Annotated in this window: 13 protein-coding genes; 7 read left to right on the top strand and 6 right to left on the bottom strand. The window is 38.6% G+C overall.

Annotated features, from left to right (window positions below; all coding sequences use genetic code 11):
• Positions 1 to 125: 125 nt before the first annotated feature.
• Complete coding sequence (locus tag BN988_RS04370) at positions 126 to 2,276, top strand: type IA DNA topoisomerase (RefSeq protein ID WP_036573498.1); 2,151 nt, start codon at positions 126 to 128, stop codon at positions 2,274 to 2,276.
• A 192-nt stretch (positions 2,277 to 2,468) separates the two neighbouring features.
• Here BN988_RS04370 and BN988_RS19135 read toward each other — a convergent pair whose 3' ends face one another.
• The 4 genes from BN988_RS19135 to panB all read right to left on the bottom strand — a co-directional run bounded on the left by BN988_RS19135 (position 2,469) and on the right by panB (position 5,192).
• The gene (locus tag BN988_RS19135; RefSeq protein WP_231495187.1) at positions 2,469 to 2,570 is read right to left on the bottom strand and encodes a hypothetical protein; all 102 of its coding nucleotides are present in this window, start codon (positions 2,568 to 2,570) and stop codon (positions 2,469 to 2,471) included.
• Positions 2,571 to 3,146: 576 nt separating this feature from the next.
• Positions 3,147 to 3,530: an aspartate 1-decarboxylase gene (gene panD, locus BN988_RS04365; RefSeq protein WP_036573497.1), complete on the bottom strand. Its 384-nt coding sequence runs from the start codon at positions 3,528 to 3,530 to the stop codon at positions 3,147 to 3,149.
• Positions 3,523 to 4,383 carry a pantoate--beta-alanine ligase gene (panC, locus tag BN988_RS04360; protein ID WP_036573495.1) on the bottom strand — a complete coding sequence of 287 codons (861 nt, stop codon included), beginning with the start codon at positions 4,381 to 4,383 and terminating at the stop codon, positions 3,523 to 3,525. Before panC ends, panD begins: the two co-directional genes overlap by 8 nt.
• Positions 4,380 to 5,192 (bottom strand): 3-methyl-2-oxobutanoate hydroxymethyltransferase, encoded by an 813-nt coding sequence (panB, locus tag BN988_RS04355; protein WP_036573492.1) that lies wholly within the window; start codon positions 5,190 to 5,192, stop codon positions 4,380 to 4,382. Before panB ends, panC begins: the two co-directional genes overlap by 4 nt.
• Positions 5,193 to 5,363: 171 nt before the next feature.
• Here panB and BN988_RS04350 point away from each other — a divergent pair, with 171 nt between their 5' ends.
• Together BN988_RS04350 and BN988_RS04345 are read left to right on the top strand one after the other, a co-directional pair.
• Positions 5,364 to 6,716 (top strand): transposase, encoded by a 1,353-nt coding sequence (locus tag BN988_RS04350; RefSeq protein ID WP_036573490.1) that lies wholly within the window; start codon positions 5,364 to 5,366, stop codon positions 6,714 to 6,716.
• A gap of 136 nt (positions 6,717 to 6,852) precedes the next feature.
• Positions 6,853 to 7,713, top strand: a complete 861-nt coding sequence (locus tag BN988_RS04345; RefSeq protein WP_036573484.1) for an oxidoreductase — start codon at positions 6,853 to 6,855, stop codon at positions 7,711 to 7,713.
• A gap of 792 nt (positions 7,714 to 8,505) precedes the next feature.
• Here the strand turns inward: BN988_RS04345 and uraA are convergent.
• Positions 8,506 to 9,792, bottom strand: coding sequence for a uracil permease (uraA, locus tag BN988_RS04340; protein ID WP_036573482.1), 1,287 nt, complete (start codon positions 9,790 to 9,792; stop codon positions 8,506 to 8,508).
• A gap of 455 nt (positions 9,793 to 10,247) precedes the next feature.
• Here uraA and BN988_RS04335 point away from each other — a divergent pair, with 455 nt between their 5' ends.
• The 4 genes from BN988_RS04335 (at position 10,248) to BN988_RS04320 (ending at position 13,835) form a co-directional block, all read left to right on the top strand.
• Positions 10,248 to 11,030 carry a hypothetical protein gene (locus BN988_RS04335; protein ID WP_036573480.1) on the top strand — a complete coding sequence of 261 codons (783 nt, stop codon included), beginning with the start codon at positions 10,248 to 10,250 and terminating at the stop codon, positions 11,028 to 11,030.
• Positions 11,031 to 11,248: 218 nt separating this feature from the next.
• Positions 11,249 to 12,463, top strand: a complete 1,215-nt coding sequence (locus BN988_RS04330; RefSeq protein WP_036573478.1) for an NAD(P)/FAD-dependent oxidoreductase — start codon at positions 11,249 to 11,251, stop codon at positions 12,461 to 12,463.
• 207 nt (positions 12,464 to 12,670) lie between these two features.
• On the top strand, positions 12,671 to 12,922 hold the full coding sequence (locus BN988_RS04325) for a hypothetical protein (protein WP_036573475.1): 252 nt from the start codon (positions 12,671 to 12,673) through the stop codon (positions 12,920 to 12,922).
• A gap of 55 nt (positions 12,923 to 12,977) precedes the next feature.
• Positions 12,978 to 13,835 carry a VanW family protein gene (locus BN988_RS04320; RefSeq protein WP_036573473.1) on the top strand — a complete coding sequence of 286 codons (858 nt, stop codon included), beginning with the start codon at positions 12,978 to 12,980 and terminating at the stop codon, positions 13,833 to 13,835.
• A gap of 65 nt (positions 13,836 to 13,900) precedes the next feature.
• On the opposite strand, the gene BN988_RS04315 is transcribed toward BN988_RS04320, so the two are convergent.
• Positions 13,901 to 14,437 carry a YceI family protein gene (locus BN988_RS04315; protein ID WP_036573472.1) on the bottom strand — a complete coding sequence of 179 codons (537 nt, stop codon included), beginning with the start codon at positions 14,435 to 14,437 and terminating at the stop codon, positions 13,901 to 13,903.
• Between the last annotated feature and the right edge of the window lie 68 nt (positions 14,438 to 14,505).

Raw genomic sequence — 14,505 nt, 5'->3', positions numbered from 1 at the left:
AGCTTTCTCGTAAAGTTGCTTTTTTTCTTTGTTTCTCTTAATAACAGATATATAGTATAATAGGCTAACCCCCCCATTCACACTCTCCTGATTACCATCCCAATAAATGAAAAAAGGTGATTTATTTGAAGTTAATACTAACTGAAAAACCATCTGTTGCAAAAAACATAGCAGATGCGCTTAAAGTGAAAACAAAGAAAGATGGTTACTTTGAAGGTGCTGACTACATCATTACTTGGGCGTTCGGCCATTTAGTAGAGCTCTACGATGCGAAAGATTATGATAGCAAAATGGCTCGGTGGAAAATGGATAACTTCCCCTTTATTCCTCCTCAATTGAAGTACAAAGTGAAAAGCAACCCCCGAAACAGAAGCCAGACAGACGGTGGTGCTGCTAAACAGCTCAAAACTATTCATAAACTGATGAAACGAAACGATGTTGAAGCCATCATTTCAGCTTGTGATTATGATCGGGAAGGTCAATTGATCGGTGATAGTATTATTTATAGAGGTAGTAAACCCAATAAAACCGTTTACCGTCTGCTTTTAAATGAGTGGACACCTGCAGAAGTTATTAAGGGATTAAAAGAAGTGAAGCAAAATGATGTGATGAAACCATTAAGAGATGCAGGGATTAGTAGACAATGGGCAGACTGGATGATCGGAATTAATCTCACCTCGGTGGCAACATTAAAGTATCAAAAAGGGAAAGGGAAGGCCCTTAATATAGGACGAGTTCTTTTGCCTACTTTAAAAATTATTTACGACCGTGATAAAGAAATAGAATCCTTTGTTGCTGAAGATTACTTTAGGCTGCATGCGACATTCCATACAAAAGACGGAAAAGAATACACAGGAACATATAAGAAGGGAAAACAAGAGAAGTTTAAGGAACGAAGTGAACTCGATGAATTCCAACGTGTTTTAGAAGGAAAAGAAGGCAGTGTAACAGATAAGCAAGTGGAAAAGAAAAAGGAATTCCCTCCTTTTTTATTTAATCTATCAAGCTTACAAGGGTACATCACCAATAAGTTTAATGGGTGGACGTCGGATAAGGTTCTAAAGGTAGCGCAATCGTTGTATGAGAAAAAGTATATTACGTATCCACGAACCTCCAGTATTGCCTTAGAAGAAAGCCTTACCGCAAAAATGAAAAAAGTATTGGATAATCATATACAAGATCTTCCTTATAAGGATGAGGTAAAGTTCCAAAAGACAAAGCGTGTATTTAATAATGCAAAGGTGGAAAGTCATAGTGCTATCACACCTACATATTTGCTTCCTAAACGGCTGACCGCAGATGAGCGGGTTGTCTATATGGCAATAAAAAACCGCTTTATCATGCAGTTCATGCCAATTGCTGTGTATGAAGAGACAAAGCTTGTAACGACTGTGGCAGACGTAGAAGGCATGTTTCATACAAAAGGAAAAGTACAGCTGATTGAAGGCTGGAAAAAGGTTGAAAAGATAGTTTCCAAGGACACTTTATTGCCTCCGGTCGAGCAGGGGGCTTCCGTTTCAGTGATAAAATCGGAAGTTACCAAGCATGTAACAAAGCCACCAAAACAGCATACAGAGCGGACATTGTTACGAGTGATGGAGACATGCGGCAAGCACTTAAAGGAAGAGTCTGATGGCGAAGCAGATGTGGAGGCAGTCTTAGATGGTTTTAGTATTGGTACAGCAGCTACACGGGCTGAAACTATTAAAAAACTGAAAGATGTAGGATATATAACTGCACAACAGAAAAACCTTACTTGTACAAAGCTAGGAAAGACCCTTGTAGAAACGTTCCCAGTAAAGCAACTGTTTGACTTAGAGTTTACAGGTCGCCTGGAAAAGTCACTGGCAGATATTCAAAAAGGGGACGGGAGTAAGCAAGAATTTCTTGAAGTAATTTCACAGTTTACTACAAGCTCTGTTAATCAAATAAAGGCGGATGAAAGTGAGGTTATTAATGAAATCACTCCTGCCAAAATTTCCAATGAACCACTAGGGAAATGCCCGGAATGTGGAGAAACTGTCACGGAAGTTTATATGGGTTTTGCCTGTAGTAAGTGGAAAAAAGGCTGCAATTTTATCATTTGGAAAAATGACAAGTATTTAGCTGCAATGCGAAAGAAACCTACGAAAACATTAGTGAAAAATCTATTGACTAAGAAGCAGGCTTTTGTAAAAGGACTCACTAGTAAAAAAGGAAAGAAATTCAACGCCTATCTAACCTATGAGAAAAATGCTGAAAAAGGCTATTACAGTTGGAAAATGGACTTTAAATAAGTCCATAAAAATCGAGTAGGTGACTATAGTTTGAGTATGTGCGCTCATATAAATGGTTAAAGTCTTTCAGTACCCATTGTATGAGCGTTTTAAGTTTAATAGCTTTATGGAGCGTTTCGCTATGTGACACCCTCCAGTATCCTTTTCGGATATTGGCAACTTTCCAAACTTCTTCCTCTATTCCTAACCGTTTTAATCGGATGAATCTGGTTTTGATTTTCTCCCAATTTTACAAACAAGCTGTATTAGTCGATGATTTAGCCATTGAGCCGTTGCCTTTATAAAACTTTTCATAAAGCTGATTCCATAATATTTAATCCATCCAACGGTGACTTAGTTAATTTCTTGGATGATTTCTTCGAATCACCTTGGTGATCCCGTCTAGTAAGAGTTTTCAGCTTTGATTTAAATTTCTTCTTTGCAGAATTATCGGGGTGACATCTTACTTCATTTACTGTACGGTGTATAACAGAACCCTAGAAACTTCATCTTAGCTGGTGAACCTACTTTACTTTTCTTATGGTTAACCGTAAGTTTCAAGTCTGTTTCGAGGAATTTTGTAACACTGTTTAGCACACTATCCCCTGCTCTCCCGCAGAGCAAACCACCAGTTCACACTGGTGATTTTGGTTTGAAACACCTTCATTCATATGGACAACTGACCAGCCCATAAGTACGGATAGGTCATCAAGATTTCTGAGATTGATAGGACAGGCACCTCACGTAATAAAAACTTGTATAAACGTCTTTCCACTTTCTTATCCTTATAAATAGGAAAAAACCTAACTGTTAGTTCGAGTTAGGTTTTAGGGTTGTTTCCACTAAAAAATAGATGGAATCCTTTTAATATAGATAGCTTACTTTCTATCATTACAAAATAACTTGATTTTCCTTCTCCTCAATCAATTCAACAATCTCGTTCTTTTCATTCATCACGGCGACTTTAGGGGTATGTGATTTCAATTCGTCTTGATTTAACTGCACATAAGAAATAATGATAATAACATCCTCAATCTGGACCAGTCTGGCAGCCGCGCCATTTAGGCAGATTTTTCTGCTGCCACGTTCTCCTGCAATCACATAGGTCTCCAAGCGTGCGCCGTTATTATTATTGACAATTGCAACTTTCTCATTTGGCAGAATATCAACTGCATCTAAAATGTCCGCATCAACCGTAATGCTGCCGATATAGTTTAAGTTAGCTTCTGTTACGCGGGCCCGGTGTATCTTGCTGTTCATCATTGTTCTAATCATGGTTTTCTCCTTTGATAATAATATTATCAATCAGCCTGGCTTTGGAAAACTTCACAGCCAGCGATATAAAAATTTGACCGGTGATTTTTTTTTGTTCCACTAATTCTGGGTAACTGTAGACAGCAATATCTTCAATGTTTCCAGAGGTGTTTTCTGATAGATGCTTGCAAATAGCATTTATCAAGGAAGCGCTGTTTCTTTCACCGGCGTCGTACATTTCTTTTGCCTTCACGAGGCTTTGGTATAAATGAACTGCCTCTTGCCGTTCCTGGTCGGTCAAATAGACATTTCGTGAGCTCTTCGCCAGACCGTCTGCCTCCCGTATCGTATCGACACCGATAATTTTAATTGGATGGTTGAACTCAGTAGTCATTTTTTCAATAATCGCAAGCTGTTGTGCGTCTTTTTTTCCAAAATAGGCTGTATCCGGACTAATGATATTGAATAATTTATTTACTACTGTAATAACACCCTCAAAATGACCAGGGCGTTTGGCTCCTTCTAGCACCTCAGCCATATGGTTCACTTTTAGGGAAATTGCTAAGGACTCCGGATACATTTCCTCCACAGCGGGATAAAATAAATAATTAGCTCCGACTGCTTCCAGTTTTGCCTGGTCACTTTCTATATCTCTTGGATAAGCTGCAAAATCTTCATTAGGGCCAAATTGAAGCGGATTCACAAAAACGCTTACTATTGTAATGTCGTTATTCGTCAGAGATGCTTTAACCATGCTTAAATGACCTTCATGCAAAGCGCCCATTGTGGGGATAAAGCCGATTTGCTTCTGTTCTTTCTTTAACATTGTAATAATTTCGTTCATTTTCTTGATCGTTGTAATTCGTTTTATCATGTGTCTATCTCGTCCATTATTTGTTTCTTGTACGTAAATTCAAGGGAAGGAAATACACCTGTTTTGACTTCTTCGTGATAAGTTTTTAAAGCATCGACACCGCCGGAAAAGTCTCCATAACATTTCACGAACTTTGGTTTCTGGTCTACGCCATAATTTAATACATCATGATAGACGAGCACCTGTCCGTCTGTTTCAGAGCCAGCACCAATACCGATTACTGGAATGGATAAGGATTTTGTGATTGCTGCAGCAAGGTCGCTCGGGATTGCTTCCAAAACAAGCATCACAGCACCGCTCTGTTCCATTAGTTTGGCATCTTTAATAAGCTTTTCTGCTGCCTCTTTAGAGGTTGCCTGTAGTTTATAGCCAGTGATTCCAAAGCTTTGTGGTGTCAGTCCAAGGTGGGCTACAACAGGGATTCCTATTTGTGTGCATTTTCTAACTAGTGGAGTAATGTGCGCTCCTTCAATTTTCAGTGCGTTGGCCCGGGTGTCTCTATATAGTTCAATCGCATGCTGCATATCCGTTTTGTCATCGACACCAACTGTACCAAATGGCATATCAACGACAATAAATGTATCCTTTGCTCCCCGGCGTGCAGCACATGCATGATGCTTCATATCATCGATAGTGACACCGACCGTGCTATCATAACCAAGAACAGTCATGCCAAGCGAGTCACCCACAAGGATGATCTCAATACCTGCCTGTTCTGCTTGCTTTGCACTCGGATAGTCGTATGCAGTGAGCATCGATATCTTTTCACCATTTTTTTTCATTTCTATGAAATGATTAAGGGGTTTCACTTTCGGATCACCTACTATTATTATTATTATTATTATAAAATTGAATGAATTTCATAATTATTAATCCTTCTGTCTCAACGCTTTTGAGAGACAAAAAAAGAAGTACCTCCCCAAATCTTGTATAATGGTAGTTGACTATAAAACCATAAAAAGACTGAAGGAGCACTTCTTATGACTATTATACGACAAACAAGCTTATTTGGCATCCAAGAATTATACAAGATGGAACCTACCCAACGGTATGATTCAATTATATCCGAGATAGACGTGGATCGAATCTTCCATGAAGTGAATAAAAAATCACGACGTGGCGCTCCTGTGGAGCTTAATTATGCAGCGATGATTATCAGCTCTTTCATTCGCATAGTTGAACGTATTCCAACGATTAAAGATTTGGTGAAACGCCTGAATGATGATTTTGTTTTTAAATTGAACTGTGGTTTTCTTGTCTCGGACGAGACACCTTCCGAAGCTGCCTATTCTCGCCTGCTGACGAAACTTAGTGACTCTAGCGTTCTAGAAGAAGAACAGAAAAAAGTAGTCCTACAAGCCATTGTGGAAGGCTTTATTAGTGACAACACCGTCGCCATTGATGCCACTCACTTCGAAGCACGTGATCAAGCACCACCCAAAGAAGATAAGCCCAAAACAGAACCTAAAAAACGTGGACGCAAACCCAAGGAAGAACGGGAACAATGGTTACTTGAACAGGCTGAAATAGAAGCAAACTTGCCTCTTTATGAAAAGAAAATAGAAGCGCAATTAGACGTACCTTTAACCGACTTACGGGCTGAAGTCCCCCAAGCCCCAAAATGGGGCATAAAAAAGAACAGTGAAGGAAAAAATGTTTTCTGGTACGGCTACAAGGGCCATTTAGCTGTTGGGACATCTAGTCAATATATTTTACAGTCACTCTTTTCGTCAGGAAGTTTGAATGACGGAAAAGCCGCCATTCCCTTATTAAAAGGGGTGAAGGAACTAGCTCTTTCTTCTTTGCGCTACCAAACAATGGATGCGGGTTACGACTATGAACCTATTTATGAACAAGTACATCGAATGGGAAATCAGTCTATCATTGCCTATAATAAGAAAAATGAAAGGGAACCAATTGGCTTTGATAAATACTTTGCCCCAACTTGTTTTCGTGAGCATTCTTACCGTTACGATAGCTTTGATGCCAACTATGAAACGCTGAAATTCACGAGGCCAAAGGAGTGCAGTAGCTGTCCTTTAGCTAACGAAGGCATCTGTCAAAAGGTATATAAAGTAAAGATAACGCAAGACCTCAGAAGATACACAGCGCCAGCTCGTGGATCTAAAGCCTGGAGAACAATCTTTAAACGTCGTACAGCTGTTGAGCGCGTAAACGCATATCTTAAGGAGTTTTTTCAACTTAATAATGTTCGTTATCGTACCGGAAAGCGCGCCAAGGTTCATTTTGATATGATCACGCTTATTTACAATGCTTCAAAATTAGCTGCAGACCGTATGAATGCACGATTAAACCAACATAAAACTGCATGATTCCTGTTTTTAAGAATACAAGATCAGAATTCGGCTCGTCTTTGTATTTTTAAAAAGAGCAATTATGAAATTGACTCAATTATCTGTATAGATTCACAATGGCAAGTTATTAGCTTGAAAAGGTGGGGAAATTGGGATGTATAAATTTGGTGTTATTGGACCTGGTGCTGTAGGAGCTGTGATTGGTGAGTCGCTACAGAAAAGTGGATGCAATGTAACGCTATTGGGAAGAAAAGCAGGGAAAGTTCATATTGAACGGGTTAAATCATCCAAGGCTGTCATTCTTCCTGTTGAAGGAATTTCGGAAGCGACGGGGTCATTTGATTATTTATTTATTACTGTCAAGGGGACACAATTAGAAGGGGTTCTGCCTTTTTTAGAACAGCTCACTCAGCCTAATACGGTTTGCATTCTTTGTCAAAATGGATTCGGGCAGCTGGAAAAATTTCAGATCCCTCATGCATATCAAGCTGTTGTGTATATTAGTGGACAGAAAAAAGGGCAAATTGCAACTCATTTTCGAGATCGCATATTGATTTTACCGGAAAATGAAGTAACAACGAAATTGAAAGAAGCAGTCACAGAAAGTAATCTCGATATCCAATTAAGCTCCAATTATCATTATGAGGTATGGTATAAATTAATTGTTAACTTAGCGATTAATTCGGTAACAGCGCTCAGCAGAAATACGGCATTAATTCTGCAGGAAGAAAAAGTACGTAAGCTATGTGAAAAGTTGATTCAAGAAGGAATAGCAATTGCAGCGGCCGAGGGTATTCATTTTGAGGAAAAAACAACAGAAGAAATAATGGGGATTTATGGTGGGTACCCTTCTTATATGGGAACAAGTATGTATTACGATATGATAAATGGGCAAGCAATGGAAATCGATTTTATACAAGGGTTTCTTTATCAAAAAAGCAGAGAGCATGATTTATATACCCCTTGTTTAGATACGGTTTACAGCTTGTTATTGGCAAGTGAGATGGGGGGATAAGTCACAGAGTGCTCCCTTTGCCCTAAAATGCTAAAATGCTATCTAAGAGTACAAACTTGAATATAAATTGAACTGCCATATGCGGAATCGTACGGACTGTGCTATAAAAAAGGGGTAAAGTACTTGTTTCGCTCTATTTTCTTAAATAGCAGATAACACTTGATGCTTCAATCATGAGATGGGCCGGCTTCGGATAGGGCTTGGTTTATACCAGGTCAGCTATCCGATATATAGAAAATAGATAACTAAAACAAAGTACTATTATAATTGGGTTATTCCCTGGAGATGTTAAGCGTGGTAGGGTATGTATACTCCTTAAAAAGTCTGCAGAAATTGTCAAATAAACGCAACGATAAGACGTAATCCGAGTGGTAAATACTTGGTATTTATTCTTACGATAAATGAAATAAGAGAAATGGTTGAACAAATAACTTGATGTCTTTAATAATCTTCTGAATCATACAGATGTTGTGATCGGGAAGTGACAATAGACTCTTGCACATATAAAGATAAACGTGTTAGCTTCCAAACTACTAAACTAAAAAAGAGGAGCAGATCCTGTTAGGAGCGGGGTGGCATGCATTAGAATTAATGTAGATGTTGGAGTAATTCTCAATACTTACTGAGGAAATAATGTGTAAGTCGCAAAAAACAGGCAGGTATACCTTTATGATTGGGCTAAACCTGCAATTTTAAATAAACGTTTTTACGTCAGATCCTAGTAAATGCAAACTAAAAAACAAGCAGGCGATACACGTGATACCGCCTGCTTGTTTTGTTCTGCTTTATCTATTATTCTTCATTTGACAGTTTAAAAGTATCTAGCAATTTGAAGAAAATTCCTAAGACTATTGCTACGATAGTTGCCAATCCCATCCCTTTTAAAGCAACTTCGCCAATCTGGATGGTAACACCACTAATCCCAATAACAAGCACAACACACGTAAGGATTAAGTTGGTGGAACGGTTGTAATCTACCTTTGCTTCGACAAGCATCCGGATTCCGCTTGCTGCTATAATACCAAATAATAGGAGTGAGATTCCTCCCATTACGGCACTAGGGATAGAAGATATAAGAGCTGCCAGCTTCCCGACAAAAGAAAGAACCACTGCAATAACGGCTGCTATACCAATGATCCAAGTTGAATAAACACGTGTTATCGCAAGTACTCCAATGTTTTCTCCATACGTCGTATTCGGTGTAGACCCAAAAAGACTGGAAATTATTGTAGAAATACCGTTACCAGCTAATGAGCGGTCAAGACCAGGGTCTTTTGCAAGATCCTTTTTCACTATGTTTCCAGTTACAAATAAGTGCCCAATATGCTCTGGAATAAGAACTAGCGCTGCTGGGAGGATCACGACGATTGCAGACCAGTCAAATTTCATTTGATAAAATTCAGGTAGAGAAATCCAAGCCGCTTCCTTCACAGGTGTGAAATCTACTAACCCGAAGAAGTAAGCAATAATATAACCAGCGATAATTCCAATTAAAATAGGTATAATTTTTAAAAACCCCCGTAAGGTAACCCAGCAAACAATCGTAATAGTAAGGGTTAATAACGCAACAATTGCTACATCCGTATCCATCGCCCAATTAGCTCCTGCATCGGCTGGGGCAATCCAACCTGCCATCTCGGCAGCTGTTGGTACGAGCTCCAGTCCGATAACTGCTACGATAGCACCCATTGCGGCTGGTGGAAAAATAACATCAATCCAACTTGTACCGACCATTTTCACTATAAAGGCAACAAGGGTTAACACAATCCCTACTGCCAGAAAACCACCAAGAACGTAGCTATATCCCTCACCTCCAGCATAATTACCTAATACCACTGCTACAGGTGAAAGGAAGGCAAAGCTCGATCCCAGATAGGCTGGAATTTTTCCTTTTGTTATAAATAAGTAAATTAATGTACCAATTCCGTTCATTAACAAAATGGTAGCAGGATTTATTCCAAACAGAACAGGAACCAGTACGGTGGATCCAAACATTGCAAATAAGTGCTGAAAACTAAGCGGTAAGCTCTTTAGTATTGGTAGGCGTTCATCCACCTTAATTTCACGATATGTTGCCATCTTTATTTCCCCCTTGAATTAACGGGTTACCTTGGAACCAAGAAAAAAACACCTTGCCTTAAGATGGGCAAGGTGTTTGCATCGAAAGAATAGAGCCACTGGGTAACTGTTCCCAGTGGTTGATCCTTTTAACAGACCTAATCTGTTCCACCTTGCCAGCCTCACAGGACTGGATTAAAGGTAACCGTAAAATTTATTCTATTTATTATTACGCATAAATAGTCAGCTGTCAATCCCTTTCTCTATTAGCGAATCGGACAAATAGTACGCAACACTAATAAAAGTGGGTAGTATTTTTATTCCCAATAAAATAAAAGTTGTATTGAAACAGAAAATTCTTCCACTTTATTAGTATAAAACATTGTAAATAATAGGCAAATATGCTTACAATAATAAGAGATACTAGCGTTCGTGTTAATTTGACATCTTTATACATAGAATGAGGGAGCGGTGTTGTGAAAAATAAAAAATTACTTGTCATTAATTTGCTCACCTTAACAGCATTTGTAGCTGTTGTGATAACTGGAATTTACCAGTCTGAGCTAAAGCAGAATAAATATGGTAAAGAAGTAAAGGTCGAAGAAGTTGACAAAGAAGAGGAGAAGGGTGCGGAAGAAGCCCTTATCATTACCCACGTAGAAAATGATGAATTTGATGAACCGGCAGTAGAAAAAACCACGGCTGCAGGGGAGCTAATGCGTCAAAAAAGTTCCCTGTTTGTCGAGGCAATGAAAGAAGCAAGCTTGTTGGCAGAAAAGACAGAGGATGAACAGGTTGACGATGAATCGGAAGAACTTTCTATAGAAGAAGATGACGCAGAAGCTAGCACTACAGTTTCTACTTACCCAAATGCGACTACACATAACCAGAAATCTTACTCTACAAATCAAGGAAACAAGAGTAACAAAATTGAAAACACTGCTGATAAAAAGACTGAAAAATCATCAAGTGATAGTGACAATACAAATAGTGGTACTGATCAAGAAACAGAGCAAGATAAAGGGGGAGAAGGGGAATCTCCTAGTGAGTCAGTAGAGGAAGAGGAAAAAGAAGAAAAACCTGTTGAAAATACGAAACCGACTAATTCTGAGAACAAGGATGATCAAGAGGATAATCCCCCTGATCCAGATGACGAGAAAGAGGAAGGTTCCGATAAGGAAGATGATGAACCTAAAGAGGAAAAACCAGGTAAAAAGGCAAATTCTCAACAAGACAATGAAGCTCAAGAAAATCAGTAATATAAGGGCTAATAGAGTTAATATAAAACCTTATTAAGACGTTTTGTAATCTAATATATACAACTGATTATTAGCCTATTTAATAAATCTTTGCTATTATAAAGGTATTATAAAAAAAGTTTTTAGCGAGCTTGAATAGGATTCAAGTATATTATCTATTATTCTGAACGCTTTAACTTTTGTATTATAGAGTATATTCAAGAAAGGTGGAAGTTTTAATGAGTACAAGCATTCCAAAAATAGTTGTACTAGGAGCTGGTTACGCAGGTCTTACTACAGCAAAACGACTAACAAAACAACTAACAGCAGAACAGGCAGAGATCGTACTGGTAAACAAACATAACTACCACTATGAAACAACTTGGCTGCATGAAGTAGCTGCGGGAACAATTAACCCGAATCAGGCACGTGTGATGATCAGCGATGTGGTGAGCCCGAATCGCGTTAGACTCGTATACGATTCTGTAGTTAAAATTAACAAAGATGAAAAGCGCGTTGTTCTAGAAAACAGCGAAATTGAATACGATTATTTAGTCGTAGCTCTAGGGTTTGAATCTAATGACTTTGGAATTAAAGGGATGGCTGAACATGCTTTCGCTATTGAAGACATCGATTCAAGCCGTCTAATTAGTGAGCACATTGAATATCAATTCGCAAAATATAATAATGAAGAGAATGTAAGTGAAGAAAGCTTAAACATTCTTGTAGGTGGAGCAGGCTTCACTGGAATTGAGTTTGTTGGTGAACTAGCTCAAAAAGTACCAGAGCTATGCAAAAAATACGACATTGACCGTAGTAAGGTCCGTATTATTAACGTAGAGGCAGCACCTTCTATTCTTCCAATGTTCGATAAAGAACTAGTAGATTATGCTAAAAAATCTTTAGAAGATCGTGGAGTTGAGCTTAAAATCGGTGCCGCAATATCTGAAGCTACACCTGAAGGATTCGTTGTTGGTGATGACAAAGAATTAATCAAAGCTGGAACAATCGTTTGGACTGGTGGCGTAAAAGCTAGCTCTGTTCTTGGTGAATCTGGTTTTGAACTAGTAAAAGGAAAAGTTAACGTAAATAGTGATCTTCGTCCAGAAGGCGTAGAGGACATGTTTGTTATTGGGGACTGCTCATGGGTATGGAACAAAGAAGCAGATCGTCCTTATCCATCAACTGCCCAATTGGCAATGCAGGAAGCAGACGTTGTTGCAGCGAATCTTAAAGCACTAATCACAAATCAACCAGTAGAGGAGTTTGTATTTAGTGATAAAGGTACTGTAGCTTCTCTAGGACACTCTGACGGTATCGGTAATGTTATGTCTGGATATAAGCTTTCTGGTAAATCAGCTGCAGCTATGAAGAAAGTTGTAGATAACCGTTCCCTATTCTTACTTGGTGGAGCGAAGCTGGTTCTTAAAAAAGGTAAGTTCCGTCCATTCTAATATAAAAAAATAGTCATAATTGAACGAGATAATTACGAGGAGGTAGTAATGAATGAAGAATAAAACATTATGTGGGTTTTTACTTGTACTTGCTTCGTTGGTAGGGTTTAGATTACTCAGTGACTACATGGAAGATTCAAGGGATTTCAGATAAATACAAGGCCATCCAGTTTAGCTGGCTGGCTTTTTACTATGGAGGGAAGTCTGGTGCATAACGGCTTAATTATCTTTTTAATTTTCCTGTTTATACTTGCAATATTAGGAACGTTCTTTGCACTAAAGCAAGAGGAGCGAAAAATGAAAAAGTATGAAGAAGAAGGGGACACGATTGAAGATCAATTGTCCCGTTCTTTAGAATATGAATCTACCTCTTTGAAATCAAATGTACGTAGCCAAATCTGGATCTACTCGATAACGATTACGCTTGCACTGCTCGCTTTTTTTATATACCTTTTTTAAATAAAGGAATGTAATACAACCTCTTTCCTCATACTAAGTGAAGGAGGTTGGCGATATGCGTATTCTTTTACTTCTTGTATTTTTATTAAGTTGTATGGCTTCAAATGTGTTTGCTACAGCTAACGTGAAACTTGATAAGGTTGAAATCAGCCAATACGGACTCTATCCTTTTCAACAAACGCCATTTATTGATGAAGTTAAATTGCAGGCATTAATAAGTGAATTAGAAAAGAAGGTTGCCATTGAACCGAAAAACGCCCATTGGTCAGAGAATAATGAGCTCATTACAGAGGTACCTGGCAGGATGTTGGATAAAGAAGCCTTTCAATTATTATTTCGAAGTGCTTATTATGAGCAGAATATGAAGCATATTACGGTCCCGACTATGCCAGTATACCCAAAAGTTGATCAATCACTACTCAAAGAAATACAGACAAAAGAGTTGGGAAGCTATACCACCTTTTATAAAAAGGGGAACAAAGAGAGGGCGGATAACATTGCATTAGCCGCGGCAGCGATTGATAGTCACGTCGTTTTTCCAGGTGAATCTTTTTCATTTAATGATGTAGTAGGGGAGAGAACAGCGCAAAGAGGTTATAAACGTGCTCCTGTCATTGTTAAAGGAGAGCTTGCTGAAGATATTGGCGGAGGCATTTGCCAGGTTTCCTCGACCCTTTTTAATGCTGTAGATTTGAAGGGTATTCAAATCTTGGAACGATATGCCCACAGTAGAAGTGTTCCCTACGTACCTGAGGGAAGAGATGCTACCGTTAGCTGGTGGGGTCCAGACTTTGTGTTTAAAAACAGATATAATCAACCATTATTAATCAGAGCACATGCTAATGAGGGGAGAATGGTTGTTAGAATCCTATCATCAGAATCTGTAGATCATTTCACGGGTGAATCTTCCTAAGTAACCACTATCGTATAATAAAACAGCAGACTTCCTTATAGGAGCCTGCTGTTCTTTAAGTTAAATTATTCTGCTTTATGTGCTTCAATTTCAAAATTGATTGTAACATCTTCACCGATTAGAACGCCACCTGTTTCAACAGCAGCATTCCATGTAAGTCCAAACTCTTTACGGTTTACTTTTGTTTTCCCACTGAATCCAGCAACAATATTTCCGCTCATTGGGTCTTTACTTTGTCCTTCAAACTCTACATCCACCGTAACAGGCTTCGTAGTTCCGCGAATAGTTAGATCACCAGTAACATCATATTCACTGTCAGATTTTTTCTTAATATCTGTTGCAACAAATGTGATATTAGGATGATTTTCTACATCGAAGAAATCACCTGAACGCAAATGATCGTCACGATCTTTATTACGTGTTTCGATGCTATTTACATCAATCGTTACTTCTACTTTAGAATCTGTAAGGTCCTCAACATCTGCTTCGATAACAGCATCAAATTCTTTGAAGACTCCTTTTGCTTTTGAAATCATCATGTGCTTTACGGAGAAGCCAATTTCACTGTGTACTGCGTCTACATTCCATACTGTTCTTGTCATCTTAAAAATCCCTCCAAAGGTAAGTTATTAATGCGTTAGTTACTTTATGTTACTTAGTATAAAATCAT

This window comes from Oceanobacillus picturae (genome assembly GCF_000612865.1).
GTDB lineage: Bacteria > Bacillota > Bacilli > Bacillales > Amphibacillaceae > Oceanobacillus_B > Oceanobacillus_B jordanicus.
This window is presented reverse-complemented; position numbering and strand designations above follow the sequence as displayed.

What these genes read in the sequence shown, in the direction of transcription:
- panD (WP_036573497.1), bottom strand. Translation starts at nt 3,530, where the DNA reads ATGATTAGAACAATGATGAACAGCAAGATACACCGGGCCCGCGTAACA.
- uraA (WP_036573482.1), bottom strand. Translation starts at nt 9,792, where the DNA reads ATGGCAACATATCGTGAAATTAAGGTGGATGAACGCCTACCAATACTA.
- BN988_RS04345 (WP_036573484.1), top strand. Translation starts at nt 6,853, where the DNA reads ATGTATAAATTTGGTGTTATTGGACCTGGTGCTGTAGGAGCTGTGATT.
- BN988_RS04330 (WP_036573478.1), top strand. Translation starts at nt 11,249, where the DNA reads ATGAGTACAAGCATTCCAAAAATAGTTGTACTAGGAGCTGGTTACGCA.
- BN988_RS04350 (WP_036573490.1), top strand. Translation starts at nt 5,364, where the DNA reads ATGACTATTATACGACAAACAAGCTTATTTGGCATCCAAGAATTATAC.
- BN988_RS04320 (WP_036573473.1), top strand. Translation starts at nt 12,978, where the DNA reads ATGCGTATTCTTTTACTTCTTGTATTTTTATTAAGTTGTATGGCTTCA.
- BN988_RS19135 (WP_231495187.1), bottom strand. Translation starts at nt 2,570, where the DNA reads ATGAAAAGTTTTATAAAGGCAACGGCTCAATGGCTAAATCATCGACTA.
- panC (WP_036573495.1), bottom strand. Translation starts at nt 4,383, where the DNA reads ATGATAAAACGAATTACAACGATCAAGAAAATGAACGAAATTATTACA.
- BN988_RS04315 (WP_036573472.1), bottom strand. Translation starts at nt 14,437, where the DNA reads ATGACAAGAACAGTATGGAATGTAGACGCAGTACACAGTGAAATTGGC.